Genomic DNA, 25,942 nt, shown 5'->3' with positions numbered 1-25,942 from the left:
CCCTTATTGAAGAGCCATCCGATGCGCCCCTTCTGGATCGAACAAGCACTGTTCAACGACGGCGATCTCGCCCCCGCACTGCAGGGCGCAACGCAGGCCGACGTCTGCATCGTCGGCGGCGGCTTCACCGGGCTCTGGACCGCGATCCAGGCAAAGCAGCAGAACCCGGCGCTCGACATCGCGATACTCGAAGCCGACCTGTGCGGCGCCGGCGCGAGCGGCCGCAACGGCGGCTGCCTGCTCACGTGGTCCGCGAAATTCCTGACGCTGCGGCGCCTGTTCGGCGAAGCCGAGGCGATCCGGCTCGTGAAGGCGTCGGAAGCGGCCGTCCGGCACATCGCCGATTTCTGCCGCGCGCACGACATCGACGCCGAACTGCGGCTCGACGGCACGCTGTACACCGCGACGTCGCGTGCGCAGGTCGGCACGCTCGCGCCGGTGCTCGACGCGCTCGCCGCGTGCGGCATCCACAGCTACGAGCCGCTGCCGCCCGCCGAAGTCGCGCGCCGCTCGGGTTCCGCGCGCAATCTCGACGGCGTCTACTCGCCGATCGCCGCGACCGTGCATCCCGGCAAGCTCGTGCGCGGGCTGCGCCGCGTCGCGCTCGCGATGGGCATCCGGATCTACGAACGCACGCCGATGCTCGATTTCACGCCCGGGCAGCCGGCCGTCGTGCTCACGCCGTCCGGCAGCGTCATGGCGGGCAAGCTCGTGTTCGCGATCAACGCGTGGATGGCGAGCCGCTTCCCGCAGTTCGAGCGCACGATCGCGGTCGTGTCGAGCGACATGGTCATCACCGAGAAATGCCCCGAGCTGCTCGAGAAGACCGGGCTCGTGGACGGCGTGTCGGTGCTCGATTCGCGGATCTTCGTCTATTACTACCGCACCACCGCCGACGGGCGGCTGATGCTCGGCAAGGGCGGCAACACGTTCTCGTGGCGCAGCCGCATCGCGCCCGTGTTCGACCGGCGCTCGCCATACGAGGCGCAGCTCACGCAAAGCCTGCGCGCGTTCTTTCCGTCGCTCGCGGGCGTGCCGGTCACCGCGAGCTGGAACGGCCCGTCGGACCGCTCGGTCACGGGCTTCCCGTTCTTCGGCCGCCTCGACGACGCGCCGAACGTGTTCTACGGCTTCGGCTATTCGGGCAACGGCGTCGGGCCGACCTACATGGGCGGGCAGATCCTGTCGTCGCTCGTGCTCGGCCTCGACAACGCGTGGACGCGCAGCCCGATCGTGCGCGGCCCGCTCGGCCATTTCCCGCCGGAGCCGATCCGTTATGTCGGCGCGCATGTCGTGCGCAATGCGATTCGTCGCAAGGAGCGCGCCGAGGACGAGAGCCGGCAGCCGTCGGCCGTCGATACGTGGCTCGCGAAATTCGCGAGCGCGGCCGGGAAGGCGGACAAGGCGTGACGATGCGTTTGACGCCACGATGGTAACGACGCAACAAAAAAGGGACGCCGCGAATGCGTCCCTTTGCTTTTGTGCGGCAACCCGCGCGAGCGTTGCCGGGCCTTGACGGGCCTTATGCGCGCGCGGTTTTCTCCCGCGCCGCCTTGCCCGTCGCGGGCAGCCCCTGTTCGTGCGTGCGGCGCATCCGCGCAAGACCGTGCGCGACGTGCTCGCGCACCAGCGCGACGGCCTTCTCGCCGTCGCCGGCCGCGAGCGCCTGCACGATCTTATCGTGCTCGGCCGCCGACACGGCAATCGCATCTTCCTCGGCCTCGATCGCGGCCTGGCGCAGCAGCCCGAGCTGGCGCACGAGCCGGCGGTAGGTGTCGGTCAGGTGCGTATTGCCGACGCCGACGACCATCGCGTCGTGGAACTGCACGTTCAGCTCGGTATAGCGCGTGACGTCGTGCGTCTTCGCGGCGCCCTTCATCGACTGGATGATGCCCTTGAGCACCTTCAGCGTGTCGGGCGAGATGCGCTTCGCGAGCGCGCGCGCGACCGACTCGTCGAGCATCGCGCGCACTTCGTAGATCTCCTCGGCCTCGCGCAGCGGCACGACGCGCACGGTCACGCCGCGGTTCTTCTCGTTGCGCAGCAGGCCGGCCTGTTCGAGCGCGCGGAACGCTTCGCGCACGGGGCCGCGCGACACGTTCAGCTTCGTCGCGATCTCGACTTCGTTGAGCTTCTCGCCGGGTGCGTATTCGCCGGAGACGATCGCGCGCTCGAGCATGTCCTGGACGATCATCGCGAGCGACTGGCTTTGCAGGAGTTCGATGGCGCTGAGCGCGTTCGGGGCAGTCATGGTCGGGCAGGCAGCGGGGCTGCGGGTGGAAACGAGGGCGCCATATCGGCGAATGATCCTTCTATACCCTCGGCCCGGCACATTGTCAACAGTTTTCAGTCTCCAAAAACCAATTTCGCCTGCCGGGATGGCCCCGGCAGGCGGCCGTCGCATGGCGGGCGAAGTTCGCCCGAACCGCGCGACAGATGCCGGCCGTCAGGCCGAGTGCTTCACCGGCCCCGGGTCGCTGTGGCTCGGCCGGCCCGTTTCGACGTGGCCCGCGAAGCGGCGCACGACCTTGTCGTCGCCGCCGCGCAGCGTCGTCGCGGTGATCGTCAGATCGTACCAGCCGTGGCTCGACGACAGCTCGAAGTGATCCTCAACGCGCTCGCCCGGCTCCAGCGTGTAGGTGCGCGCATGCGCATGGCTGTACGCGTTGTCGACCGTCACGCGACACGTCGCGCGCCCGCTGTTGCGCAGTTGCAGGTACACGTGGCGGTTGCGCACGTCGTAGCCGATCTTCGCTTCGGGATTCGCGTGGCGGCCATCGGCCGCGAGCCGCGTGTTGCCCTGGAACTCGCACAGATAGCCGTTCGGGCCGTATGCGGCGAGATGGTACTCGCCGCGCGCGGCCGACGTGCTCCACGTATCGACGAAGCGGTCGTGCGCGGACACCGCGTAGCGGCGCGGCGGCGTCGCCGGGTTGCGGCGGTCGTACACGTAGAACGCCGCGCCCGCGTCGCCGGAGTTCGCGAAGTCGAGCGACACGGTGTCGTCGTGTCCGCTCACGCGGCTGTGCACGAACAGCTCGTACGGCAGCGCACGCGCGGGACGCGTGCCGGGCTCCTGCGCCGGCATCGACTGCTGCGCGGGCACCTGGTATGCCTGGCCGGCCGTCGCGATGTGCTGCGGCACCGTGAAGCTCACCGTGCGCGTGTCGGGACGCGCGGAGAAGTCGAACGCCGACGTGAGATCGCCGCAGATCGACCGGCGCCACGCGCTGATGTTCGGCTCCTGCACGCCGAATCGCGCTTCGAGGAAGCGCAGCACCGACGTGTGGTCGAACGTCTCCGAGCACACCCAGCCGCCCTTCGTCCACGGCGAGATGATGATCAGCGGCACGCGCGGCCCGAGGCCGATCGGCTGGATGCCGCCCGGGTCCGCGCCCGGCACGAGCGGGCTCATCTCTCCCGGATACTTGTTCAGGTCGAGCAGCTCGTCGCCGAGGTTCGACAGCAGGTTCGACGACACGATGCCCTGGCCGCCCACGCCGCTCGTCACCGGCGGCACCGGCGGCACGACGTGGTCGAACAGCCCGTCGTTCTCGTCGTAGTTGAGGATGAACACCGTCTTCGCCCACACCTCCGGGTTCGACGTCAGCGCCTCGAGCACCATGTTGATGTAGAACGCGCCGTCGGTCGGCGATGCCTGCGGGTGCTCGCTGTACTTGTACGGCGACACGATCCACGACACCTGCGGCAGCCGGTTCGCCTGCACGTCGGCCTTCAGCTCGGCGAGCGTGTGGTTCGACGCGCCATTGTCGACCAGCGGGCCGCTCGCGCCTTCCTTCACCTGGAAGCGCTTGAAGAACATCAGCGAGTTGTCGGTGTAGTTGTCGGTCGGGTCGCCCGGGATGCCGGTGCCGCCCTGGTACACCTTCCAGCTGATCTTCGCGTTCTCGAGCCGTTCGGCGTAGGTCGTCCACGTATAGCCGTTCGTATTGTTGCGCTCGCCGATGCCGGGACCGTTCGGCTGCGTGCCGTACACGTTGCGCGGGTCGATCGTGCCGGTCCACAGGTAGATGCGGTTCGGCGCGGTGTCGGCGTGCGCGGAGCAGAAATACGAATCGCAGATCGTGAACGCGTCGGCGAGCGCGTAGTGGTACGTGAGGTCCTGGCGCTTCAGGTAGCCCATCGTCAGCACGTCCTGCTTCTGGTTCACCCACTGGTCCCACTGGCCGTTGTTCCAGGACAGGTGGCCGCTGCTCCAGCCGTGATTGGTGCCCGGCTGGAATTCGGTCGTCTGCTTCGGGTCGAGGTAGAACGGCAGCACGTACGGCGCCGACGGGTCGAGGCCGCGCGAATGGTAGTTCTTCGTGAACACCGACGCCGGCGGCTGCTGCCACACCGGCGCGCCGCTCGGCAGCAGGTGCGGGCGCGGGTCGTTGAAGCCGCGCACGCCGCGCAGCCCGCCGAAGTAGTGGTCGAACGAGCGGTTTTCCTGCATGAAGATCACGACGTGTTCGACGTCGCGGATCGTACCGGTGCGATAGGCGGCCGGCATCGCCAGCGCGTTGCGGATCGCGGGCGGGAAGCCCGCGTAGGCGGCCATCGCGCCGGCCGACTGCGCGGCGAGGCGCAGGAAATCGCGTCGATTGTTCGAGGACATGAAGAGGACCCTGTGGTCGGTAGGAGTGGGGTCGCCGGTCGAGCGGGGCCGGCGGTCGGTGCGTTGCCGTTATTACCCCGCACCGGCATGTCCCGGCCGTGACCGGTTCCAGCAGGTTTCTTGCGGTGACCCCCAGCTTTTTTTCGAAGCGGCATACGACGCGCCTTTCATGCGGCCGACACACGCATGCGCTACGCTGACGCGCGATGAAGAGGGGGGAGAAGCCGAGTCGTGTTCGATCAGCTGAAGGCGTTCCACGCGACCGTCCGGCAGGGCAGCATCACGCGCGCCGCGCGCCACCTGGGCGTGAGCCAGCCGACGATTGCCGCGCAGATCCGGCAGGTCGAGCAGGTGTACGGCGTCGAGCTGTTCTACCGCAGCGGCCGCAAGCTCGAGGTCACCGAGACGGGCATCGAGCTGCTGCCGCTCGTCGAGAAGATGATCGCGCTCGAGGCGCAGGCCGACATCATGCTGCGCAACGTCGGCGGCCTGTTCGAAGGCCACCTGCGAATCGGCGCGACGGGCCCGTACTACATCATGGACGCGGTCGGCCGCTTCTCGAACGCGCATCCGTCGATCGCGCTCACCTGCCGGATCGGCAACTCCGAGGAAATCCTGCAGGCGCTGCAGGAGTTCCGCATCGATCTCGCGGTCTCGTCGCAGCGCAACGACGCCGACGGACTCGAGCGCAAGGTGATCTCGACCGATCCGCTCGTGCTCGTCGTGCATCGCAACCATCCGCTCGCGCGTTTCGACGCGATCGATCCGGTGCAGCTCGCCGACGTGCGGCTGCTGATGCGCGAGGAAGGCTCGGTCACGCGCCGCTGCACGGAGACGATCCTCGCGACGGCCGGCGTCGCGGCCGTGTCGGTCGCCGAGATCGGCAGCCGCGAAGCGATCCGCGAGGCGATCCTGCATGGCGTGGGCGGCAGCCTGTTTCCGCTCGGCGAGGCCGAGCGCCATCCGGACCTGCGCGTGATCGCGCTGCGCGGCGTCGACACGACGATCGACGAATACGTGTACTACCTGAAAGCGCGCCGCCAGAGCCCGGCGATCGATGCGTTCCTCGCCTGCATCCTGCCGGCGGAGCACGCAGCGAACGACGCGAAGCACGCGACGCGGCGGGCGAACGCGCGCTGAGCCGCCGCGCGTTCGCCGCTTTCACGCATTTCCTGGCGCTTTTCGTCGCGCCTTCCCTCGTTGTTTCCTCGTGCCTTCCTTCTCGCGTCCGGCCACGCGTCACTTCGGCAGCGCCGGAATCATCCACGTGAACACATGCTGCTGCAGGAACACGAGCACGCCGAGCAGCAGTGTGAGGATCACGCTGTGCCAGAAGGTGCGCGCGAACACGACGCCTTCCTGCCCCTTCAGGTCCGTCGTCGATACGCCCGTCGCGATGTTCTGCGGCGAGATCATCTTGCCCATCACGCCGCCCGACGAATTGGTCGCGGCCATCAGCACCGGATCGAAGCCGAGCTGCCTGGCGGCCACGACCTGCAGGTTGCCGAACAGCGCATTGCCCGACGTGTCGCTGCCGGACAGGAACACGGCGATCCAGCCGAGCGACGCGGACACCAGCGGAAACAGCGCGCCCGTCGACGCGACGCCGGTGCCGAGCGTGTAGCTGATTCCCGAGTAGTTCAGCAGGTACGCGAGCCCGACGATCATCATCACCGTGACGATCGCGAGCCACGTCTGCCGCCACGTCTTGACCACGCATTCGAAGAACGCGCCGACGCCGGTGCGCGTCAGCACGGCCGTGATGATCGCCGAGAGCAGGATCGCGGTGCCCGTGCCGAGCGGCTGGAAATCCCAGATCGCCGCATACGGCTTGTGGTACAGCGACACGAACACCGCATTGTGCAGGCCCGGCCACTTGATCTTCACGTCGCCGATCGCCGCGATGTTCGCGTGCACCCACACGATCACGACCACCGACACGACGAGCCACGGCAGCCAGCCGCCGAAGCCCGCGCGCGCGGCGCCGGCTGCCGCGGGCACGCTGCGCGCGAGCGCGTATTGCGGATCGGGCTGCGGTTTCCACACCTGCAGGAAGCCGATCGTGACGATCAGCGACGTGAGCGACGACAGCACGTCGGTGAGCTGGTAGCCGAGGAAGTTCGACGTGACGAACTGCGCGATCGCGAAGCTGGCGCCCGACACGAGCAGCGCCGGCCACAGCTGCTTGATCGAACGCAGCCCGCCATACGCGCCGACCACGTAGAACGGCAGCAGCAGCGCGAAGAACGGCAACTGGCGGCCGACCATCGCGCCGAGCGTCGCGGGCGGCAGCGACGTGACCGCGCCGAGCACGGTGATCGGCACGCCGAGCGCGCCGAACGCGACCGGTGCGGTGTTGAACAGCAGCGTGTAGGTGAGCGCTTCGAGCGCGGGGAAGCCGAGCGCGATCAGCAGTGCGCTCGTGATTGCGACCGGCGTGCCGAATCCGGAGATCCCTTCGAGCAGGCAACCGAACGAGAACGCGACGACGAGCAGCACGAGGCGGCGGTCGTCGGGCAGGTTGTCGAGCATCCACTGCCGGAACTGGTCGAAGCGGCCCGACTTCACCGCGATGTTGTACAGCAGCAGCGCGTTGAAGACGATCCACATCACGGGCACGACCGCGAGCGCCATGCCCGCGCCGACCGCGTTGAACGCGAGCCCGGCCGGCATGCCCCACGCGCCGATCGCGACCGCGAGGCCGGCGACGAGCCCGGCGAGCGACGCCTGCCACGCGGGGCGGCGCAGCACGCCGAGCGCGATCAGCGCGACCGCGATCGGGATCACGGCGACGAGGAAGGACAGGAGCAGCGAGTTGGCGATCGGTGTCAACGGCTGCGCGAAGACGATGCCGGGCGGCAGGGCGTCGGTAGGGTTCATCGTGTCTCCAAAGGCGACCCGAGTCGGCGCTTCGGCGCCCCCGGATTCAGTACAAGGCGACGTTCTTCAGTCACGACAATGATCGGGCGCTTGCGCGCGCAACCACGTTGCACGGCCAACCGATCAGTCGCTTAAAAGAGGTTAGGAGGCGCACGGCGCTTGTACAAGGGGGACAAGCCCGATGCGCGGCGACCCGAAACGGAGCATCCGCAGCACGATGACCGGCAGTTGGCGGGCAACTGCCGCGCCCGACAGGAAGCCGGTCGCGAACGGTTCACCGGCGTGCGCGACGCCGGCGCCGACGCCCGCGTAATGTTGCGCGCGCGACAAAGGTGACTACCGGCAAGCGGGATGTTTCGTTTGGCGTCCGAAGCCTAGACTGGCCGCATCGATTCCGCCCGCGCCGACGACGGCACGGCACCGGAACCTCACGGAGTGAACACGATGAAGACGATGAAACACGCGGCATGCGCGTTCCTGCTGATCGGCGCAGCGTTCGCCGCCCACGCGCAGGCCACATCGACGCTGACGCGCGCGGAGGTCCGCCAGGAACTCGCGGAGCTGCAGGCCGCCGGCTACCGGACGAGCCTCGCGAGCAGTCCCGAATTTCCGGAGAACATGCAGGCGATCATGCAGCGTGCCGCGCAGGCGCGCGGCGACGCCGCCGGCTACGGCAGCGACGCACGGGCGAACGGGGAATCGGGCAAGCCGGCGCTGCCGTACGCGATCGATCGCGGTACGTACGCGCATCACTGATTGCCAACCGGACCGGATTGGTCGCGCCACGGTGCGGCGCAACCGGCGACGGAGATGCGCATCGTGCACCGCGCCGACCGACGCGGTGCACGTGCGCGATCGTCACACGCTGAAGCGGTTCAGCGTATACGCGCGATAGGCCGCGACGAACGCGTCGAACGATCCGGCCTCCTTCGCTTCGAGTTCGGCCTGCTCGGCCAGCGACTTCGCGGCGAGCGCCTGCTCGGTGCGCAGCGTGTCGGCCGACGGCGGATGTGCGCGGAAATGCGCGGCATGCGTTTCGCTCTGCGCCAGCGCGAACGCGAGGAACGATTGCCCGTTCTCGCGCATCGTGCGCAGCACGCGCGCGGACGGCGTGCGCTCCGGATCGGCGAGCTTTTCGCGCTGCGCGGCGATCGCGCGCGCATGCTCGTCGCCGCCGCGGATTTCATCGAGACGGCGGCCGACGGTTTCGATATCGGCCATCAGGTCGTCCGCCCACGCCTGCAGCGAAATCGACTGCCCGTCGCGCGACAGCGTGAGCCCCGGCTTGCGGCCTTCCATCGTCACACTGCCGAAGTTCGCGTTCGCTTCCTTGTACGCGTCGCAGTCGAGCGGCGCGCTGTCGTCGAGCGCGCACGCGAGCAGGAATGCGTCGATGAAGCGCGCGGTCTCGAGCGCGATGCCGGTCGGCTCGAACGGATCGATGTCGAGGCAACGCACCTCGATGTACTGCACGCCGCGCGATGCGAGCGCATGCAGCGGGCGCTCGCCCGAATACGTGACGCGCTTCGGCCGGATCGTCGAGTAGAACTCGTTCTCGATCTGCAGCACGTTCGTGTTGATCTGGATCCACTCGCCGTCGCGATGCGTGCCGATCGCCTCGTACGCCGGATACGGCTCGCTGACGGCCTTCGACAGCGCGTCGAGATAGCCGGGCAGCGTGTTGTAGTCGACGTGCAGCGCGGCCTGCGCGGTCGTGTTCGAGTAACCGAGATCGCTCATCCGCAGGCTCGTCGCATACGGCTGGTACAGCGTATCGGCGTCGAACGTATCGAGCTTGTGCGGCTTGCCGCGCAGAAACTTCGTGTCGAGCGCGGGCGACGCGCCGAACAGGTACATCAGCAGCCAGCTGCGGCGGCGGAAGTTGCGGATCTGCGCGAGATAGCGCTCCGACTGGTAGTCGACGAGCGTGGCCGTCGACCCTTCTTCCGCATGCAGGCGCCGCCACACTTCCTCGTGCAACGAGTAGTTGTAATGGATGCCGGCGATGCACTGCATCGTGCGGCCGTAGCGATATGCGAGGCCGCGCCGGTACACCGTCTTCAGGCGGCCGATGTTCGACGCGCCGTAGTCGGCGATCGGAATCTGGTCGTCGGCCGGCAGCAGGCCCGGCATCGAGTCGTTCCACAGCATCTCGTCGCCAAGCGACGCATAAACGTAGCGATGCAGCTCGTCGAGGCGTTCGAGCGTGATCGCGGCGTCGGGTTCCGCGGGCGTGATCAGCTCGATCAGCGCTTCGGAATAGTCGGTCGTCAGCGCCGGGTGCGTGAGTGCCGAACCGAGCGCACGCGGATGCGGCGTGAACGCGATCATCCCGTCGCGCGTCACGCGCAGGCTTTCCTTTTCGATGCCGCGCAGGCCGTCGGGCAGATGCTGCCGCGTCGGGCCCGAGCTCAGTGCTTCGAGGCGATTCAGCAGCAGTTCGGACTGGCGGTGAGTCATGGTGTTCGACATGGAGACGCAAGTGCGTGACGGCCGCGCGCAGAATGCCGCGCGCGGCCGGCTGGATTGTTGGTCGCTTCGTTGGTAGCGGGCACTTTAACATCTCGCCGGAACACGCGCTTGAGGTGGCCGCGGGCACGGCGCGCGGGCCGCAGCGGGCCGCCGGACGGGCCGATCGCGGCGGTCGCATCACGTGCCACCGGTTCCAGGCGGCGCCGATCGGCACGTCGGTCACGCGAATTCGTCCGACGGAACGGGAAGAACGGACAGGCCGCGGCAGGTGCAACCGTGCCGCCGATCGGGTCGACGAAAGCGGGGGGCGCGCACGTCGCGCGCCTGGCATCCGGCAGGCGCCGGATTCGCGGAATCGCGGTGACGGCCCGCATCCGGCGGGCAGCCGGCGAATGGCGGCACGGCCTGCGCAACGGGTTGCATCACGGCCGTGTCCGGTCACACCCGGCCGCGGGCTGCCCCGATCACCCGCCGCGCGCGCCGCCCGCCCGGTCGGCCACTTCGTTCCACAAATGCAGCGCCGCATACGCGCGCCACGGCCGCCAGCCTTCGGTGCGGCGCTTCTGGCTCGCAAGCCGGTCGAGCGACGGATCGCGCGCGGCGATCGACTGCATCAGCACGAGATCGGATGCCGGCCACGCGTCCGGGTCGCGCCATGCGCGCATCGCGATGTATTCGACGGTCCACGGGCCAATGCCGGGCAGGTCGAGCCACGCGCCGCGCAGCGTCGCGAGGTCGGCATGCGCGCGATCGACCGGCACGTCGCCGGCCGCCACCGCGCGCGCCACGCCCGTCAGTGCCGCAACGCGCTTGCCGGGCATCCCGATCTTGTCGAGATCGCATGCGGCCAGTGCGTCAGGCGTCGGGAAGCGCCACGCGGGCGCGCCGTCATCTTCACGTACAACGCGCTCGCCGGCCCGTTCGACGAGCCGGCCGACGATCGTCGTCGCGGCCTTCACGCTCACCTGCTGGCCGACGATCGCGCGCACCGCCAGCTCGAACCCCGACCAGGCGCCCGGCACGCGCAGCCCCGGCGCGGCCTCGACGAGCCGCGCGAACCACGGATCGCGCGCGAGCCCATCGCCGATCGCGGCAGGATCGGCGCCGAGGTCGAACATCGTCGCGACGCGCACGGCGAACGCATCGTCGACATGACGCGCGACCGCCCCTTCGACCGTCGCGATCAGGCAATGCTTGCGCGGATGTTTCGTGACGGTGAGCCGGCCCGAGTCGCCATGCAGGTCGACGATGCGGCGATACACGCCGTCCGCGACCTGCTCGACGCCCGGAATCGCGCGCCCGCTGAAGAAGCGCAGCACGCGCGCCCAGTCGTAAGGCGCGTTGAAGCGCAGCTCCATCTGCGCGGACGGCGGCACATGGCCGCCGTTCACGGTTGACGTGATCGTTGTTTTGGCGATGCTCAAACTGCACTTCCCTCCGTCATGGCTTCGGTTTCATCGTTTCGCGCATGACGCGCCTCGGCCGCGAGCAGCGTCGCCTTGCGGCGCACGCCCCAGCGATACCCGGCGAGCGCGCCGCCCTTTTGCACGACGCGGTGGCACGGAATCGCGAGCGCGACCGGATTCGACGCGCACGCGGACGCGACGGCGCGCACCGCGCGCGGCGAACCGAGCGCCTCGGCGATTTCCGAGTAGCTGCGTGTTTCGCCGTACGGAATATGCGTCAGCGCTTCCCACACGCGCTGCTGGAACGCGGTCGGCGCGATGTCGAGCGGCAGGTCGAATGCGTGCCGCGTGCCGTCCAGGTACGCGCGGATCTGCGTGACGAACGGCGCGAGCCGCGCGGACGATTCCACCAGTTCGGCGCGCGCGAACGCGTCCTTCAGCTCGCCGACCAGCAACGCCGGCTCGTCGCCGAACGCGATCCGGCAGATGCCCTGTTCGGTCGCGGCGACGAGCACGGTGCCGAGCGACGTCGACGCGGTCGCATAGTCGATCCGCAGGCCTGCGCCCTGGCGGCGGAACGCGGACGGCGCCATCCCGAGCTCGCGCGGCACCGACGCATAGAGCCGCGACGGCGAGTTGAAGCCGGCATCGACGGCCGCCTGCGTGACCGGCTGCCCGCTTTGCAGCGCCTGCCGCAGCGCGGCGCCGCGCTGCGCGGCCTGGTATTGCCGCGGCGACACGCCGACCACACGCTTGAAGAGCCGCTGAAGGTGGAACGGGCTCACATGCAAGGCATCGCTCAATTGCTGCAGCGTGAGCCGCTCGGCATGCGCGTCGAGCACCGCGCACGCGCGGTTGACGATCTCGAGCTCGCGCGGCAGCCCTTCCGGCTGGCAGCGCTTGCAGGGCCGGAAGCCGGCCGCACGCGCGGCGGCCGGATCGGCGAAGAAGGACACATGCTCGCGGCGCGGCAGCCGCGACGCGCAGGTCGGGCGGCAGAACACGCCCGTCGTGCGCACGGCATAGAAGAACGCGCCGTCCGCATGCGGATCGCGCTCGGTCACGGCACCCCAGCGGGCATCGTCGGTCGGATAGGCGGTTTTCATCTGAACCTCGCACTCTCAGTGTAGATGGTGCCTACTCTAGACATCGGCACGTGCTGTCGCGCCCTGAATCTTGCTCTGTGATTCGTGCCGGTGAACCGGGGTCACATCATACGAAAGAAATCGGATGGAAAGCGTGCGCCGGCCGCTCCAGCGCGGTTTTCGTCATCGTCCCGTCACCATTTTGCTGCAGTGCGGATGCGACAAATCGCCGTCCTGACGATTTTTTGCATTCGGAATATTGCGTCGCACCATCGCCGTGTGTATAGTTGGAACTGTCTCCTCCATGTCTCCTCCTGATATGGATTAAGCCCGTTCCGCTCTGCGTGAACGGGCTTTTTTTCGTCCGTCGATTGTGCCGCGTTCCGGCCCGCGTCGCAGGCGCGTTGCGTCTACACTCGATGCTCGTCGACTACGAAGGGAGCCTGCCCATGAAACCGACCATCCGCGCGATCGATCACGTCGTGCTGCGCGTGACCGACATGGCGGCGATGACGCGCTTTTACTGCGACGCCGTCGGCTGTCACGTGGAGAAGGAACAGCCCGATCTGGGCCTCGTGCAGTTGCGCGCAGGCGACGCGCTGATCGACCTGCTGTCGGTCGGCGGCCCGATCGACCGTCCCGACAGCGGCCCGCCCGGCACGGGACGCAACCTCGATCACCTGTGCCTGCGCGTCGAGCCGTTCGATCCCGACGCGCTGATCGCCCATTTCGCCGCGCATGGTGCGCGGCCGGGCGCCCCCGCGGAGCGCTACGGCGCCGGCGGCTACGGGCCGTCGATCTACCTGTTCGATCCCGAAGGCAACATGCTGGAATTCAAGGGGCCGCCGGCCGCGATCGGCTGAGCACGGCCGGCGCGCGGGCCGTCACGCGCCTGCGCGCGCCTTCAGCACCGTCCATTCGACCGCGACCGGATCGTGGTCGGCGCTCGAGATCCACGCCGCGCCGTCCTGCACCGTGCACTGCAGGCGCATCGTGCGCTCCGCGAGCTGCCCGAGCGCGGCCGCGACGCCGTCGGCGAGCGACAATACCTGCACGTTGCGCAGCCGCTCGACCTTGCTGCGCACGCCCTGCCACCAGATATCCGACGTCTTGCCACCGTACGCGATCACCGTGACCTGCCCGGCGCGGCCGGCCGCCTTCGAGATACGCCGTTCGTCGGGCTGGCCGGCCTCGATCCACACGTCGATCGCGCCCGTCAGGTCCTTCTGCCACAGATCGGGCTCGTCGACGTCCGACAGCCCCTTGCAGAATTCGAGCCGCTCGTGCGCGAACAGCGCGAACGCGACGATCCGCACCATCATCCGGTCGTCGGTTTCCGACGGGTGGCGCGCCACCGTCAGCGCGTGATCGGCGTAGTAATGCCGATCCATGTCGGCGATTTGCAGTTCAGCTTTGTAGATCGTGGATTTCAGCGCCATGCGGATGCGGCCCGGGCGGGCATTCGGTTCGGTCGGGCCGTGATGATACCGAATGCGCGCCGTCCGGCGCGTGTCATGCGCAACCCACAGCGCAACGGCCCGGCATGGGCCGGGCCGTGTTCGGTTCGCGCCGCCGGCTCATCGGGCCGGCGCGCTCGCGCGTCGTGCGACTGCGCGGTGAAGGTGCGCTTATTGCTTGACGAAGCGCGAATCGGCCCAGAGACCCTGCTGGTCGCTGTTGTCGGCACTGACGAACTGCACGTCGCCCTGGTCGACCGACACCACGCGGAAGCGCTGGCCTTCCGGCACCGACAGGCAACGGTAGTCGTCGAAATACTGCTGCTTCGCCTGCGACTTGCCGTCGCGCTCGTGACTCAGTACGGAATCCAGATTGTCTTTTGACAGGCAGCCCCATGCGTTCTTCGTCAACTGGATTTCCTGCTTCGGCTTGACGGCCGAATCGCCGCCTGCCTGGGCAATCGATACCGCGCAAAATGCGCCGACGAGGGCAAAAAGGATACCGGTACGCTTCATCATGTTCTGTCTCCAGGCTTGCGGGCACCAGGCTTGGGTTAGCTATGTGTTTAAAGATGATCGTCAACCCACGTTTTTCACTTTAGAAGACCGGCAAGCGATAGCAAGCACATTTGTTGTGCGACCGCAATAGCGGCGGATTGTCGCACCCCGTGCGCAGCCCGTTTTTCGCGCGATGCGCGTGCGGGACAAAACCTGCCGCGCGGCGGACAGGCCCGTGACGCCGGGCGGAAAGCGTTGCCCGGCATGACTTTCAGCAAAGTTACAATGCGGCGATTGAACGGTTTGGATAATCCATTTCGATATCCGGATCGTTTTGATGCGTTGCACATAAAGTCATCCGAAACGATCCGACTTTACCGCAGCGCGGAATCGCATTTACCTGATACAAGAAAAATGCCAGGTATAAGCGCATCCGTATTTATCCGTATTTCCCCGCATGCACCCGGCGCCCGCGGAGGCCATGCCGCGGGCGTCTTTCGTCAGCGTGTTTACCCGGCTTTATTCAGGCCGATTGCTGGCGCTCGAAATAATCGCGCTGGAAGATGCACATGCGATAAGCGTTGTGATACGCGCCGTTGCCGAAAAATTCTTCCTTCAATTCGGCCTCGTGCTGGAATCCGCATTTTTCGTACACGTGAATCGCCGCTGCATTCGACGTATCGACGATCAGGTACAGCTTGCGCATGTTCAGCACCTTGAATGCGTACGCGATCGCGAGGCGCGTCGCCTGGCCGGCATAGCCGCGCCCCTGGCATTGCGGCGCGATGATGATCTGAAACTCGCCGCGGCGATGGATGTAGTCGAGTTCGATCAGCTCGACGAGGCCGACCAGTTCGCCTTGCGCATCGACCGTGACGAAGCGGCGCTCGCGCTGATCGTGCACGTGGCGGTCGTACAGTTGTGACAGTTCCGAGAAGGTTTCGTACGGCTCCTCGAACCAGTAGCGCATGATCTTTGCGTCGTTGTTCAGTTCGTGGACGAAGCGCAGGTCCTGGCGCTCCAGCGGCCGCAGCGCGAGCGTGTTGGTATCGTTCTGGAGTTGCATTTTCGTGTCCTGGTTGATGCCGGCGCACGTGCGGAACGCCCGTGCGGCGCAGCCGCGTTCGGGCCCGTTCCGCACTGTAAGAAATTGAACGCGGGCGAAGTTCAGAGCCTAGAATGGGAGCAAGGGTTCCTGCCACCGCGAGGAGGCTATCGTGATCGAGCAAGTCATACTCGGAATTTTTCTCGTGCTGCCGCTCGTGATCGTGGCGGCGCTGTTTTCCGACGAACTTTGGCAGGAACATCGGCGCCAGCATCCGCGCGACGAAAACGCCCCGCACATCGACTGGAAGCATCCGTGGCGCCGCGTGCGACGCGGGCATTGAGCCGATATCGCCGTCGACCCGCGGCGCGCGCCGGCCGGGCCGTCCCGGGCCGGGCAACGCGTGTTGCGCCCTTATCCGCTTCGATCCGATTCCCGCCCAACCCGCGAGACGCCGACGTGAACGACAAGCCCGCCCTCCCTCCGCATGATATCCCTCACGAAACGATCGACCTGCAGATCGCCGACGTGCTGGCGGCCGTCCGCTACCCGGCGAACAAGGATGCGATCGTCGATGCCGCGCGCGACGCCGGCGCCAGCAACGAAGTGCTGTCGATGCTCGACGGCCTGCCCGAACAGGACTATGCGGACGTCGACGCCGTCACGCATTGGGTCGCCGGCAACTTCGGCCCGGGGCTCGGCATTTGAGCCCGCGCGAATAACGCGATAGGATCGGGCCGCACCGGTCGCGCCGCGGCCGGGATGCGTGCCGCCCGGCGCAAGACCGGGCGTGTCGCACGCGTGTCCGGGGGACTCCATGGAAGGCATCCTGATCCAGCACACGACGCGTCGTCAGCTGTGGTTCGGCGCGCTGACGGCGCTCGTCATCCTGCTTGCGCTCGGGATCGCCGCGCCGCACGCGAACGTCGCGCTGCCAGCCGTCGAGCCGTTCATGCCGATGTGTGCGCTCACCGTGTTCACGACTGCGAGCATCGCGGCGTTCTTCCTCGGCGCGCAGTTCACCGTGACGCGCCAGCCCGTGCTCGGCGCGCTCGGCGGCGCCTATGCGTTCACCGCACTCGCCGTCGCGCTGCAGTTGCTCACCTTTCCGGGCGTGTTCGCGCCGCAGGGCCTGCTCGGCGCGCGCCCGCAAAGCGCCGCGTGGATGTGGATCTTCTGGCATGCGGGCTTCCCGTGCTTCGTGATGGCCGCGCTGCTCGCACGCGAGCGGCTGACGCGCGCACCAGTCGGCCAGAAGCAGACGCGCCGGTGGGCCGTCGCGCTGGTCGGCGGGCCGGCCATCGCGGCCGCGCTGCTGTGCGCACTCGCGCTGAACGTATCGCTGCCGCCCGCGTTCCATCCGCCCGGCGACGCGGCCGTGCTGCCCGTCAACGGCGTCGCGCTCGGCGTATGGATACTCAATGCGCTTGCGCTCGTGACCGTACTGGTCACCGGACGGCTGCGCACGACGCTCGACCTGTGGCTCGCGATCGCGGTGCTGGCGTGCCTCACCGACACGACGCTCAACCTGCTGAGCACGAACCGCTTCACGGTCGGCTGGTATGTCGCGCGCGTGTTCAGCATGTTCACGCCCGGCGTGCTCGTGTGCGTGCTCGCATGGGAAGTCACGATGCTGTATCAGCAATTGTTCGAGGCACATGCAACGCTGATTCGTTCTTCCGCGCGCGACGGGCTGACGGGCGCGTTCAACCGCAGCCACTTCAACGATCATTTCCACACGCTGTTCCTGCAGGCGCGGCGGCAGGGCGAACCGCTGTCGCTGCTGATGGTCGACGTCGATCGCTTCAAGGCGTACAACGACGCGTTCGGTCACGTGAAGGGCGACGCGTGCCTGATCGCGATCGCGAATGCGCTGGCCGGCGCGGTGAGGCGGCCAGCGGATATCGTCGCGCGTTACGGCGGCGAGGAGTTCGCGATCGTGCTGCCGAACACCGGTGCGCGCGGCGCGCGGGTCGTTGCCGAGGAAGCACACGAAGCCGTGTTGCGGCTCGATCTCGCGATGCCTGCTTCGCCGGCCGGGCGCGTGAGCGTCAGCGTCGGCTGTGCGACCGTGTCGGCCGACGACCTGTCGACGCCCGACGCGCTGATCGAAGCCGCCGATGCCGCGCTGTATCGTGCGAAGGATGCGGGGAGAAACAGGGTCGTCGTCGCCTGAAAACGTCTGCTGTTTGGGGCATTTGTTACGGTCATTTTGACCGGAATAATGCGCCGTTACGGATTGCGGAACAGGGAAACGATCGCTTACAGCCGGTGTTGCGAGCGCTCGCTATGCTGGGCTCCATATTGAACCCGAGCAGGTGGACGCGATGAAGAAAACCCTTTTGCTGATTGCCAGCGTCGCCGTGCTATTGAGCGGCTGTATCGTGGTGCCGGACGGCGGGTACTACGGTGGTGGCGGGTATTACCATCACCATCATTGGGATTGATGCGGGTGGGGGTCCGGACGAGTCGATCAGCATGCTCGCCCATGCTGGATCGATGATCCGGACCGCAACTCAATCAGGCCGGCGTAGTCACTCTGCACGCCAGCAGCTACATTCACCTGGCACGCTGTCGATCGCATTTGCATCGACCGTCGCCCAATCGGAGCCCCACTCCCTTGAGCGCGACGTGCTTGCGAAGCATAAGCGCCGAACGTGGTCTGCTAGGGAAGCCGCCAACATCCGGTCAAGAAAAGTCGGCGGCAAACTGATTTCGCCAAATGTTGCGCCGAACTCGAGCCCTTGGGGGTACATCAATGCCTCCTTCGCCCAATGAAGCTCAACAGGTAAGCGAGACCCGTCCCGATACGTTCGCTCGGCGACGAGGTGCTCGCCCCCCCTGTCGTAGAGCCTGAGAACGATCGTATCTCCAAAATAACAGTACCGTGCCCAATAGCCACCGTGCGAAGAACGCTCGATCTTTTGTTCGCGTGAATCGCAAATCGCGCGCAGTTATACGTCTTTCCAGTAGCTCCAGCCAAACCCGAGGACAGTGACGACGGCAGCCGAAACGAATGCGCGCCGAATGAAAATCCTAATCTCACTCGCAATAACATCAGCCCAACCTCTTGAGCCAGATAAGAAAGCATTCAGCAATCTCACTGCCGAAGCGAGCACGACAACGGACAATATTATCGTCACGAGGGCTATCATTAACAACACGCCCAAATCATTAATACGAAGATTCATGTGAGCCGAAGTTTGATGGGTTCCTGCAACGTCACTTAGCAGTAGTCCGAAAAAATAACAAAATCGCCGCCTCGATGATGACGCCGCTACCACTCGCGAAATGAGCCATTCCGGACCGGGTAATAGACATTCCCCGCGACTCGCATATCACCGACCGCAACGGGATATTCTACCCGTGGAATACCCGCTGCGCCGGCCACCGTTGACGCCAGCACAATGATAGCTAACGCCCGACCCGCCACCTGGCCAAGAAAAATAAAAAGTCGCAACTCCTTTGAATATCTGCATACCTATCGACGGCCTCACGATCCCGGTGCGCTTAGACGGCCAAGAAAACCCCAAGAATATTTGACCCCAAACCCAGTCACGTTAACAACGATTTCGAACTAGTCCGATTGATTTTACGGGTGCGATCACGCTAGCGTAACAGGCATCGCGCAAACCGCCCACCATCACCGGATCTAAAATAGAAATGCCATCAAACAAGGAAAAAATTCCCTATTTCACGATAAATAAAATTTTTTGGAAGTGGAAACTCCATGACGGTGCTGATTGGATGCAAGATTGTTCCAAACATCTCGTTATCCATGGATAAACCTGCGCCACCGCTTCCGATGCAACAAAAATCGAACGCAACTGAACTCAAACATTCCTCCGCCACGCCCAAGCGCGATTCGCTTGACAAAATGGTTGATGCCTTGGAAAGGGCCGGCAAGGCGCTGGCACGCTTTCAAGTTTGGCTAAATGCCCCCCCTCCCAAACCCTCCATCGTGAAACTTAAAAAGGGCGATCCCGTACCAGCGTTCGATATTCAAGAGATTCCCGCAGCAATGCGCAAAATGTACCTTCCGACATCTGCCAAACTTATGGAGCGATGGTTCTCTGGAAAATTAAATTATTCACGGACTTCTTCGGATGAGTCGTTAGAAATCAATCAATATGGAAAACCATATCCATCCGACATGTATGACATGTCTACCATTAAATTGGATTGGATTCTGCGCTTCCCCCGAGCGAAGCGGCAATTCGATTATCTTATTAATGAAATGATTCGCTCACCAAAATCCAGAATCCAGCTTTACAAACTGCTGATCCCGCATAAAGACTGCGCAGCGCGACTCTACACCACGACATATGTGGCAATGATCTTCGCGATTTGCACCGAAGATTCCAATTTCAATACTCAAAAGTAGATAGCACGTTTGGGCAGAAAATTGAAACTCAACTAGATGCACAACTTCGCAACAATGGTGTACCTGACGACCTATCCGGAGCACTCGGGTCCTTCAATATCTATGTGGCGCTCGGAAGCGCGCGCTTCTCGTGGGACGTGGATTCACACAGAAAAATAGCTGAAGTGACCGGAGTGTGGGTGTATGTGAAAGACAACTATACATTCACCGACAAATCTAATGAGCGATCCCAATACTTAGGGCATTGGAGTAGCGACGGCGTCATCATTGTGCCATATAGTGCAATCGCTGCATTCTCGAACTCCGAGCATATCCCATATGTCAAATACGCCGTCGCCAGAGGCGACTCACTCATCAAGGGGAACGTCCACTATCCGGTAGAAAATATCGATTTTAGAAAATGGTCTAAGATACATGACAGAGGCGGCGACTTTATCATCTACTCTGACAAAAAATTCATCCCAATCTCCCCTCCCATAGAAATTTCACTATGATCAAATTCAACAATAAATCATGACGATTTCTTTGAAAATTACTCATACACTGCTCATCATGGCACTGATTGGTACCTTTGCCTTTGACCGAACGCCTCGAGGGGAAGAGTGTAGAACGTCGACATCTCCAGATGGGATGTATCTTGCCGACCTGTGCCTTTTAGCTTGGGTTCCGGGTGGAGATTCGCGGTATGTTGGTCGCGTATACATCGCACAAACTGGGAGGTTAATAGCCCAGCACACATTCAGCACACCGATTCCCGAAATTTCCTGGAATAGTTATAGCGAGGCCTACGTGTCCTTTTCAAAAGGTGACGGCGGAGATGATTCTGTATATATATCGTTGCCGCCATCGTTTATCGATCGGATGCTAGCGGCCCGTCCGCATCTGTAAAACCACAGTGTCAATCTGACTTGCAGCCGTCACGCGGATGCAGGCACGTTCTATTACTGGGCGATGGCTGTGCCATTCCCGCCCTGCAATCCTTTTCGCTTCTATTTCCCGATACAGAACCTGCTGAAAATCACCCCCAGCAGATCATCCGAAGTGAACTCCCCGGTAATCGCATTGAGCTGTTCCTGCGCGAGTCGCAGCTCCTCGGCAAACAGATCCAGCGACTGCGCCCTTTGCTCAGCATGATCCGCCGCCTGCGCCAGATGCTCCTGCGCCGCTCGCAACGCGATCAGATGCCGCTCGCGCGCGAGATACACGCCTTCAGCCCCCGCCTGCCACCCCGCAATCCGCAGCAACTCCGCACGCAGCATATCGATCCCGTCGCCGCGCCTCGCCGACAGGTGCACCTCGGTCAGGTCCCCTTCCGCCGCCGGATGCTCGACGCAAGCCGGCACGCCGGTCAGATCCGTCTTGTTCAGCACGCGCACCACCGGCACGCCGCCCGGAAACCGCGCCGCGATCGCCTCGTCATCCGGCGTCAGCCCCGTGCGCGAATCGAGCAGATGCAGCACGACGTCCGCGCGCTCGATCTCGCTCCACGTACGCGCGATACCGATCCGCTCGACTTCATCCTCCGTCTCGCGCAACCCGGCCGTATCGATGATGTGCAGCGGAATTCCTTCGACCTGGATCGTCTGCGCGACCTTGTCGCGCGTCGTCCCGGCGATCGGCGTGACGATCGCCAGTTCCGCGCCGGCCAGCGCATTCAGCAGCGACGACTTGCCGACGTTCGGCTGTCCGGCAAGGACGACCGACAGCCCTTCGCGCAACAGCGCACCCTGCCGGGCATCGCCAAGCACATGCGCAAGCTGCGCGCGGATCTTCGCGAGCTTGCCGCGTGCATCGGCGGCCTCCAGAAAGTCGATCTCCTCTTCCGGAAAATCGAGCGTCGCCTCGACCAGCATCCTCAGCGTGATCACGTCTTCGACGAGCGCATGGATCTGCCGCGAGAACGCGCCATCGAGCGAGCGCCCGGCCGAGCGCGCCGCCGCCTCGGTGCTCGCCTCGATCAGGTCGGCCACCGCTTCGGCCTGCGCGAGGTCGAGCTTGTCGTTCAGGAACGCGCGCCGCGTGAACTCGCCCGGCTCCGCGAGCCGCAGCCCGAAGCCACGCCCCGCATCCAGGCAGCGCTGCAGCAGCAGCTGCATCACGATCGGCCCGCCATGCCCCTGCAGCTCGAGCACGTGCTCGCCGGTGTACGAATGCGGCGCCGGGAAATACAGCGCGATCCCGCGGTCGAGCGGCGCGCCGTGCTCGTCGAGGAACGGCACGTAGCTCGCATGGCGCGGTGCGAGCTTCTGCCCGCACAACGCGTCGATCAGCGGCAGCGCGGCCGCCTCGCCGCCACGCCCGAACGACACGCGGACGACACCGATGCCGCCCCGGCCGGCAGCAGTGGCAATGGCGACGATCGGATCGGAATCGGTAGCGAGCATGGGAATCGGATGAATCGGGTGATCAGACGGTGAGTGGTGCGCCCGCGCAACAGTACGGGCATCGGAACGCCGGCATTGTAGCGTGCCGGCACACACACCACCGGGCGCCACGCGGGATTCGGACTCGCCCGAATTTATCCCGGCGGGGATAAGTCTAGTATCAGTCCAGCGCGATAACACCGCCACCGTTTCGGACGAGTATGTTTGCCAGAGCGGCCTGACGTTTCGTCCCTCAATTTCGCTGCCAATCCAGCGCAAGGTTGAGATTCGTCCAAATGAGATACGTTTATCCCATACGGTTGTCTGAAACGCATCGGTGGAATTGCACAATCTCCCCCATGCCGACATCCGAAGAAAAAGCCGCGTTCTCGGAACGCCTGAAATTCGCCCTGCGGCGCAGCCCGGAGAAGGTCTCCGGCGCGACGGAGCTTGCGAACCGATTCAATCTGCGCCACCGCGGATCGCATCCCGTTTCGCCGCAAACCGCGCATAAATGGCTGACGGGCCGCACGATTCCGACGTCGGACAAACTCGAAACGCTCGCCGAATGGCTGCGTGTCGAACTGCACTGGCTGCATTACGGGCCGTCGCCGAGCGTGATCGAACACCCGACGCCGCAACCGCTGCCGCGCGACGAACGCTATCCGCCGACGCCGGAAACGATCGAACTCGCGTCGAAGATCGAGGCGCTGTCGCCGCATCAACGCTACCTCGTTCAGGAACTGGTCGAGCAGTTCTACGGCGAACCGAAAATCGAAGCGAAGAAGATCTGACCGCGAACGGCACGCGCACCGCACACCGCGCGCCGCCGCCGAGAAATAAAAAAGCCGCATGGGCGAACCATGCGGCTTTTTTGCGTGCATCGCGGGCGGCTCGCCGCCCGCGGGTGCAACGAGCGTCAGGCCGGTTTCTTCTTGACCCCGCCGAGCTTGCGCGTGATGTAGTACTGCTGCGCGATCGACAGCACGTTGTTCACGACGTAGTACAGCACGAGGCCGGCCGGGAAGAAGAAGAACATCACCGAGAACGCGATCGGCATGAACTTCATCATCTTCGCCTGGACGGGGTCCGGCGGCGTCGGGTTCAGGCTCGTCTGCACGAACATCGACACGGCCATCAGCACCGGCAGGATGAAGAACGGATCGCGCTGCGACAGGTCGTGAATCCACAGAATCCACGGCGCGCCGCGCATTTCGACCGATGCGAGCAGCACCCAGTACAGCGAGATGAACACCGGGATCTGGATCACGACCGGCAGACAGCCGCCGAACGGATTGACCTTCTCGGTCTTGTACAGCTCCATCAGCGCCGAGTTCATCTTTTGCGGATCGCTCTTGAAGCGTTCGCGCAGCGCCTGCATGCGCGGCGTGATTTCCTTCATGCGCGCCATCGACTTGTAGCTCGCGGCCGACAGCGGGAAGAACACGGCCTTGATCAGCACCGTCAGCAGCACGATCGCCCAGCCCCAGTTGCCGACGTAGCCGTGGATCTTCTCGAGCAGCCAGAACAGCGGCTTCGCGATGATCGTCACCCAGCCGTAGTCCTTCACGAGTTCCAGGCCCGGCGCGATGCCTTCGAGCATGCGCTCTTCTTCCGGACCGGCGAACAGGCGTGCCTGCACGTCGGCCGACTGGCCCGGCGCGATCGCGGCGACCGGCTGCTTCACGCCGACGCGGTACAGCGTCGGATCGATCTTCTCGGCGTAGATGTCGCGCTTCACGCCCTGCTGCGGAATCCATGCCGACGCGAAGTAGTGCTGCACCATCGCGACCCAGCCGTTGTCGGCGGACTTCTCGAAGTTCGCCTTGTTCTTGTCGAGGTCGCTGAAGTCGATCTTCTGGAAGTGTTTCGTGTCCGTGTAGACCGCCGGCCCGAGGAACGTGTGCGAGAACATCGGCGTTTCGACGGCCGTGTTGTCGCGCACCAGTTCCATATAGACCGTCGGCGTGACAGGCGCCGTGCCGACGTTGTCGATCTTGGTATCGACGCCGATCACGTAGCTGCCGCGCGTGAACGTGTAGGTCTTCACGACCTTCACGCCGCCCTTCACCGGCGATTCGAACGACAGCTTCAGCGCGTTCTGGTCGCCCGTGAGCGACGTCGAGCCGGTGTTCACCTGCGTGTAGACGTCGTTGTGGTTCGGGAAATCGCCGCCGAGCAGGCCCGAGCGTGCGAGATACGTGTGGCCGGCCGTGTGGTCGAACAGCGTGATGTACAGGTCGGGCTGCTTGCCGTCGCCCTGCTTCTTCAGCGTCAGCTTCGCGAGCGTGCCGCCGCGCGTGTCGATTTCGCCGTCGTACACGTCGGTCGAGAACTTCACGAGCTGCGCCTGGGCGGCCGGTGCCGTCGTCGACGGTGCGGCGCCGGCTGCGGCAGCAGGCACTTCACCTGCGGTCGTCGTCGTCGCGCCCGTGCCCGATGCGCCGCCGGCAGCGGCCGCGGGGGCAGTCTGCGTGGCGCTCGGGAAGAACATCGACGGGCGTCCATGGGAACGCTGCCAGTTGTCGTACAGCATGACAGCTGACATGAAGAAGATCACCCATAGGACGGTGCGTTTGATATCCATGCGTTGTCTCAGAGTCGATGGGACCGCGCGTCGGCTTCGCCGCGAGCGCGAGTGTCGGAGTTGGGCGGCGGGACGAGGTCGATGCCGCCCGCGGAAAACGGATGGCATCGGCACACGCGCCTGACGGCGAGATACGTGCCGCGCGCGGCGCCATGATACTGGATTGCCTCGCGCGCGTAATCCGAACAGGAAGGATAAAAACGGCAACGGTTGCCGAGCAGAGGGCTCACGGCAACCTTGTAGAAGCGCAGCAAGGCGATCAATACCGTTTCCATACCTTGGGCGACGCCGTTCGGCGCCGCGTCAAAACCGGCCGGGCGGGCGCGAACGCCGCACCGGGCACGGATGCGTCACTCGGACGCGGGCTTCGACGCACGGCGGGCGATCTCCCGGACTGCCCTGTCGAGCAGCTCGCGGATTTCGGCCGCACACATCGCCGCGAGCGGGGCGGAAGCCGCGCTCGGCAGCGCTTTCCTGTCGAAGCGCGTGTGCTGCCGCAGCAGCAGGTCGTAACCGGCGAATTCGGCCCGGCGCAAGCGAAACGCGTCGCGCGCCAGCCGCTTCACGAGATTACGCGTGACTGCACGCGGCGCATACTTCTTGCCGACGACGAGCCCCAGACGCGCGGGCTGACCGGTCGGCTTGCCGTAAATCACGAAGTGCGCCGAACGCCGCCAGGGGCGCAAACGAAAAACGGATGAAAATTCATCCGTTTTCAGAAGTCGCGCAGCTTTCGGGAAGGCGGCTTTCGTCTGCGACGGATTCGCACCCGGCTCGACGGCACCTTCCGCGGGACTGCGGACGGCGGACACAGCGTGCAACCTGCCTTAGATGGCGAGGCGCTTGCGGCCCTTCGCGCGGCGAGCGTTGATGACCTTGCGGCCACCTGCCGTCTTCATGCGGACACGGAAGCCATGGGTGCGCTTGCGGCGCGTCACGGACGGTTGGTAAGTACGTTTCATGATGTTCTCACTTGTTCGAGAATGTCGAAATTCAGGGGACCGCGTGCCCTTAACCAGAGGCATTCGGGCGAACGCAATCGCCGGGAATACAGGATTGGTTTTCGCGGAACCCGCTATTTAAACCGTTTTTCTCTTGACGGTCAATACTTTAGGAGTCGCTCGCCTGTGCCCGCCCCGGCCGATCC

General features: G+C 65.0%; 25 protein-coding genes. 11 read left to right on the top strand and 14 right to left on the bottom strand.

Annotated features, from left to right (window positions below; translation table 11 throughout):
* Positions 1 to 21: 21 nt before the first annotated feature.
* A complete protein-coding gene (locus JYG32_RS14750) occupies positions 22 to 1,410 on the top strand; it encodes an FAD-dependent oxidoreductase (RefSeq protein ID WP_213263935.1) in 1,389 nt (462 codons plus the stop codon).
* A gap of 112 nt (positions 1,411 to 1,522) precedes the next feature.
* On the opposite strand, the gene JYG32_RS14745 is transcribed toward JYG32_RS14750, so the two are convergent.
* Together JYG32_RS14745 and JYG32_RS14740 are read right to left on the bottom strand one after the other, a co-directional pair.
* Complete coding sequence (locus JYG32_RS14745) at positions 1,523 to 2,251, bottom strand: phosphonate utilization associated transcriptional regulator (RefSeq protein ID WP_174380665.1); 729 nt, start codon at positions 2,249 to 2,251, stop codon at positions 1,523 to 1,525.
* Between the two features lie 195 nt (positions 2,252 to 2,446).
* A complete protein-coding gene (locus JYG32_RS14740; RefSeq protein ID WP_174380664.1) occupies positions 2,447 to 4,618 on the bottom strand; it encodes a phosphocholine-specific phospholipase C in 2,172 nt (723 codons plus the stop codon).
* A 231-nt stretch (positions 4,619 to 4,849) separates the two neighbouring features.
* Here JYG32_RS14740 and JYG32_RS14735 point away from each other — a divergent pair, with 231 nt between their 5' ends.
* Positions 4,850 to 5,758, top strand: coding sequence for a LysR family transcriptional regulator (locus JYG32_RS14735; RefSeq protein ID WP_174380663.1), 909 nt, complete (start codon positions 4,850 to 4,852; stop codon positions 5,756 to 5,758).
* A 99-nt stretch (positions 5,759 to 5,857) separates the two neighbouring features.
* Here the strand turns inward: JYG32_RS14735 and JYG32_RS14730 are convergent, their stop codons facing one another.
* Positions 5,858 to 7,498 carry an L-lactate permease gene (locus tag JYG32_RS14730; RefSeq protein ID WP_174380662.1) on the bottom strand — a complete coding sequence of 547 codons (1,641 nt, stop codon included), beginning with the start codon at positions 7,496 to 7,498 and terminating at the stop codon, positions 5,858 to 5,860.
* Between the two features lie 159 nt (positions 7,499 to 7,657).
* Between JYG32_RS14730 and JYG32_RS14725 the strand changes: the two genes are divergently transcribed.
* Both JYG32_RS14725 and JYG32_RS14720 read left to right on the top strand, forming a co-directional pair.
* A complete protein-coding gene (locus tag JYG32_RS14725) occupies positions 7,658 to 7,834 on the top strand; it encodes a hypothetical protein (protein WP_213263934.1) in 177 nt (58 codons plus the stop codon).
* Between the two features lie 108 nt (positions 7,835 to 7,942).
* A complete protein-coding gene (locus JYG32_RS14720) occupies positions 7,943 to 8,254 on the top strand; it encodes a DUF4148 domain-containing protein (protein WP_213263933.1) in 312 nt (103 codons plus the stop codon).
* A gap of 102 nt (positions 8,255 to 8,356) precedes the next feature.
* Here the strand turns inward: JYG32_RS14720 and gshA are convergent, their stop codons facing one another.
* The 3 genes from gshA to ada form a co-directional block, all read right to left on the bottom strand.
* Entirely contained in the window at positions 8,357 to 9,970 is a 1,614-nt protein-coding gene (gene gshA, locus JYG32_RS14715) for a glutamate--cysteine ligase (RefSeq protein ID WP_213263932.1), read from the bottom strand.
* A 464-nt stretch (positions 9,971 to 10,434) separates the two neighbouring features.
* Entirely contained in the window at positions 10,435 to 11,394 is a 960-nt protein-coding gene (locus JYG32_RS14710; protein ID WP_213263931.1) for a DNA-3-methyladenine glycosylase family protein, read from the bottom strand.
* Positions 11,391 to 12,482 (bottom strand): bifunctional DNA-binding transcriptional regulator/O6-methylguanine-DNA methyltransferase Ada, encoded by a 1,092-nt coding sequence (gene ada, locus JYG32_RS14705; protein ID WP_213263930.1) that lies wholly within the window; start codon positions 12,480 to 12,482, stop codon positions 11,391 to 11,393. The genes JYG32_RS14710 and ada overlap by 4 nt, the downstream gene beginning before the upstream one ends.
* A gap of 428 nt (positions 12,483 to 12,910) precedes the next feature.
* Between ada and JYG32_RS14700 the strand changes: the two genes are divergently transcribed.
* On the top strand, positions 12,911 to 13,324 hold the full coding sequence (locus JYG32_RS14700; RefSeq protein WP_041491412.1) for a VOC family protein: 414 nt from the start codon (positions 12,911 to 12,913) through the stop codon (positions 13,322 to 13,324).
* Between the two features lie 21 nt (positions 13,325 to 13,345).
* On the opposite strand, the gene JYG32_RS14695 is transcribed toward JYG32_RS14700, so the two are convergent.
* From JYG32_RS14695 to speG, 3 genes are all read right to left on the bottom strand, one after another.
* Complete coding sequence (locus JYG32_RS14695; protein WP_031401498.1) at positions 13,346 to 13,900, bottom strand: YaeQ family protein; 555 nt, start codon at positions 13,898 to 13,900, stop codon at positions 13,346 to 13,348.
* A gap of 189 nt (positions 13,901 to 14,089) precedes the next feature.
* Positions 14,090 to 14,437 carry a surface attachment protein Sap1 gene (sap1, locus tag JYG32_RS14690; protein WP_174380656.1) on the bottom strand — a complete coding sequence of 116 codons (348 nt, stop codon included), beginning with the start codon at positions 14,435 to 14,437 and terminating at the stop codon, positions 14,090 to 14,092.
* Between the two features lie 502 nt (positions 14,438 to 14,939).
* The gene (gene speG / locus JYG32_RS14685; protein WP_213263929.1) at positions 14,940 to 15,482 is read right to left on the bottom strand and encodes a spermidine N1-acetyltransferase; all 543 of its coding nucleotides are present in this window, start codon (positions 15,480 to 15,482) and stop codon (positions 14,940 to 14,942) included.
* Between the two features lie 184 nt (positions 15,483 to 15,666).
* Between speG and JYG32_RS14680 the strand changes: the two genes are divergently transcribed.
* From JYG32_RS14680 to JYG32_RS38915, 5 genes are all read left to right on the top strand, one after another.
* Positions 15,667 to 15,804 (top strand): hypothetical protein, encoded by a 138-nt coding sequence (locus JYG32_RS14680; protein WP_162489606.1) that lies wholly within the window; start codon positions 15,667 to 15,669, stop codon positions 15,802 to 15,804.
* 116 nt (positions 15,805 to 15,920) lie between these two features.
* Entirely contained in the window at positions 15,921 to 16,169 is a 249-nt protein-coding gene (locus tag JYG32_RS14675) for a DUF2795 domain-containing protein (protein WP_174380654.1), read from the top strand.
* Positions 16,170 to 16,278: 109 nt separating this feature from the next.
* Positions 16,279 to 17,637 (top strand): sensor domain-containing diguanylate cyclase, encoded by a 1,359-nt coding sequence (locus JYG32_RS14670; protein ID WP_213263928.1) that lies wholly within the window; start codon positions 16,279 to 16,281, stop codon positions 17,635 to 17,637.
* A 1,554-nt stretch (positions 17,638 to 19,191) separates the two neighbouring features.
* The gene (locus JYG32_RS38920) at positions 19,192 to 19,845 is read left to right on the top strand and encodes a DUF6402 family protein (RefSeq protein ID WP_249744553.1); all 654 of its coding nucleotides are present in this window, start codon (positions 19,192 to 19,194) and stop codon (positions 19,843 to 19,845) included.
* Complete coding sequence (locus tag JYG32_RS38915) at positions 19,809 to 20,339, top strand: DUF6402 family protein (protein WP_249744552.1); 531 nt, start codon at positions 19,809 to 19,811, stop codon at positions 20,337 to 20,339. The genes JYG32_RS38920 and JYG32_RS38915 overlap by 37 nt, the downstream gene beginning before the upstream one ends.
* 495 nt (positions 20,340 to 20,834) lie before the next feature.
* On the opposite strand, the gene mnmE is transcribed toward JYG32_RS38915, so the two are convergent.
* Positions 20,835 to 22,229 carry a tRNA uridine-5-carboxymethylaminomethyl(34) synthesis GTPase MnmE gene (gene mnmE, locus JYG32_RS14660; RefSeq protein WP_213265438.1) on the bottom strand — a complete coding sequence of 465 codons (1,395 nt, stop codon included), beginning with the start codon at positions 22,227 to 22,229 and terminating at the stop codon, positions 20,835 to 20,837.
* A gap of 338 nt (positions 22,230 to 22,567) precedes the next feature.
* On the opposite strand from mnmE, the gene JYG32_RS14655 reads away from it, so the two are divergent.
* Positions 22,568 to 23,002, top strand: a complete 435-nt coding sequence (locus JYG32_RS14655; protein ID WP_174380644.1) for a transcriptional regulator — start codon at positions 22,568 to 22,570, stop codon at positions 23,000 to 23,002.
* A 125-nt stretch (positions 23,003 to 23,127) separates the two neighbouring features.
* Here the strand turns inward: JYG32_RS14655 and yidC are convergent, their stop codons facing one another.
* The 4 genes from yidC to rpmH all read right to left on the bottom strand — a co-directional run bounded on the left by yidC (position 23,128) and on the right by rpmH (position 25,757).
* Positions 23,128 to 24,795 (bottom strand): membrane protein insertase YidC, encoded by a 1,668-nt coding sequence (gene yidC / locus JYG32_RS14650; RefSeq protein WP_174380643.1) that lies wholly within the window; start codon positions 24,793 to 24,795, stop codon positions 23,128 to 23,130.
* A gap of 8 nt (positions 24,796 to 24,803) precedes the next feature.
* Positions 24,804 to 25,070, bottom strand: coding sequence for a membrane protein insertion efficiency factor YidD (yidD, locus tag JYG32_RS14645; protein ID WP_009694594.1), 267 nt, complete (start codon positions 25,068 to 25,070; stop codon positions 24,804 to 24,806).
* 75 nt (positions 25,071 to 25,145) lie between these two features.
* Positions 25,146 to 25,607 (bottom strand): ribonuclease P protein component, encoded by a 462-nt coding sequence (gene rnpA / locus JYG32_RS14640; RefSeq protein ID WP_213263927.1) that lies wholly within the window; start codon positions 25,605 to 25,607, stop codon positions 25,146 to 25,148.
* Positions 25,608 to 25,622: 15 nt separating this feature from the next.
* Positions 25,623 to 25,757, bottom strand: a complete 135-nt coding sequence (gene rpmH / locus JYG32_RS14635) for a 50S ribosomal protein L34 (RefSeq protein WP_004198824.1) — start codon at positions 25,755 to 25,757, stop codon at positions 25,623 to 25,625.
* Positions 25,758 to 25,942: the final 185 nt, after the last annotated feature.

Origin of the sequence: Burkholderia pyrrocinia (assembly GCF_018417535.1) — a bacterium.
Lineage (GTDB): Bacteria > Pseudomonadota > Gammaproteobacteria > Burkholderiales > Burkholderiaceae > Burkholderia > Burkholderia pyrrocinia_E.
This window is presented reverse-complemented; position numbering and strand designations above follow the sequence as displayed.

Coding starts and splice junctions, on each gene's coding strand:
- JYG32_RS14750 (WP_213263935.1), top strand. CDS start 22: ATGCGCCCCTTCTGGATCGAACAAGCACTGTTCAACGACGGCGATCTC.
- JYG32_RS14745 (WP_174380665.1), bottom strand. CDS start 2,251: ATGACTGCCCCGAACGCGCTCAGCGCCATCGAACTCCTGCAAAGCCAG.
- JYG32_RS14740 (WP_174380664.1), bottom strand. CDS start 4,618: ATGTCCTCGAACAATCGACGCGATTTCCTGCGCCTCGCCGCGCAGTCG.
- JYG32_RS14730 (WP_174380662.1), bottom strand. CDS start 7,498: ATGAACCCTACCGACGCCCTGCCGCCCGGCATCGTCTTCGCGCAGCCG.
- JYG32_RS14720 (WP_213263933.1), top strand. CDS start 7,943: ATGAAGACGATGAAACACGCGGCATGCGCGTTCCTGCTGATCGGCGCA.
- gshA (WP_213263932.1), bottom strand. CDS start 9,970: ATGTCGAACACCATGACTCACCGCCAGTCCGAACTGCTGCTGAATCGC.
- ada (WP_213263930.1), bottom strand. CDS start 12,482: ATGAAAACCGCCTATCCGACCGACGATGCCCGCTGGGGTGCCGTGACC.
- JYG32_RS14700 (WP_041491412.1), top strand. CDS start 12,911: ATGAAACCGACCATCCGCGCGATCGATCACGTCGTGCTGCGCGTGACC.
- JYG32_RS14695 (WP_031401498.1), bottom strand. CDS start 13,900: ATGGCGCTGAAATCCACGATCTACAAAGCTGAACTGCAAATCGCCGAC.
- sap1 (WP_174380656.1), bottom strand. CDS start 14,437: ATGATGAAGCGTACCGGTATCCTTTTTGCCCTCGTCGGCGCATTTTGC.
- speG (WP_213263929.1), bottom strand. CDS start 15,482: ATGCAACTCCAGAACGATACCAACACGCTCGCGCTGCGGCCGCTGGAG.
- JYG32_RS14670 (WP_213263928.1), top strand. CDS start 16,279: ATGGAAGGCATCCTGATCCAGCACACGACGCGTCGTCAGCTGTGGTTC.
- JYG32_RS38920 (WP_249744553.1), top strand. CDS start 19,192: ATGACGGTGCTGATTGGATGCAAGATTGTTCCAAACATCTCGTTATCC.
- mnmE (WP_213265438.1), bottom strand. CDS start 22,229: ATGCTCGCTACCGATTCCGATCCGATCGTCGCCATTGCCACTGCTGCC.
- JYG32_RS14655 (WP_174380644.1), top strand. CDS start 22,568: ATGCCGACATCCGAAGAAAAAGCCGCGTTCTCGGAACGCCTGAAATTC.
- yidC (WP_174380643.1), bottom strand. CDS start 24,795: ATGGATATCAAACGCACCGTCCTATGGGTGATCTTCTTCATGTCAGCT.
- yidD (WP_009694594.1), bottom strand. CDS start 25,070: ATGGAAACGGTATTGATCGCCTTGCTGCGCTTCTACAAGGTTGCCGTG.
- rpmH (WP_004198824.1), bottom strand. CDS start 25,757: ATGAAACGTACTTACCAACCGTCCGTGACGCGCCGCAAGCGCACCCAT.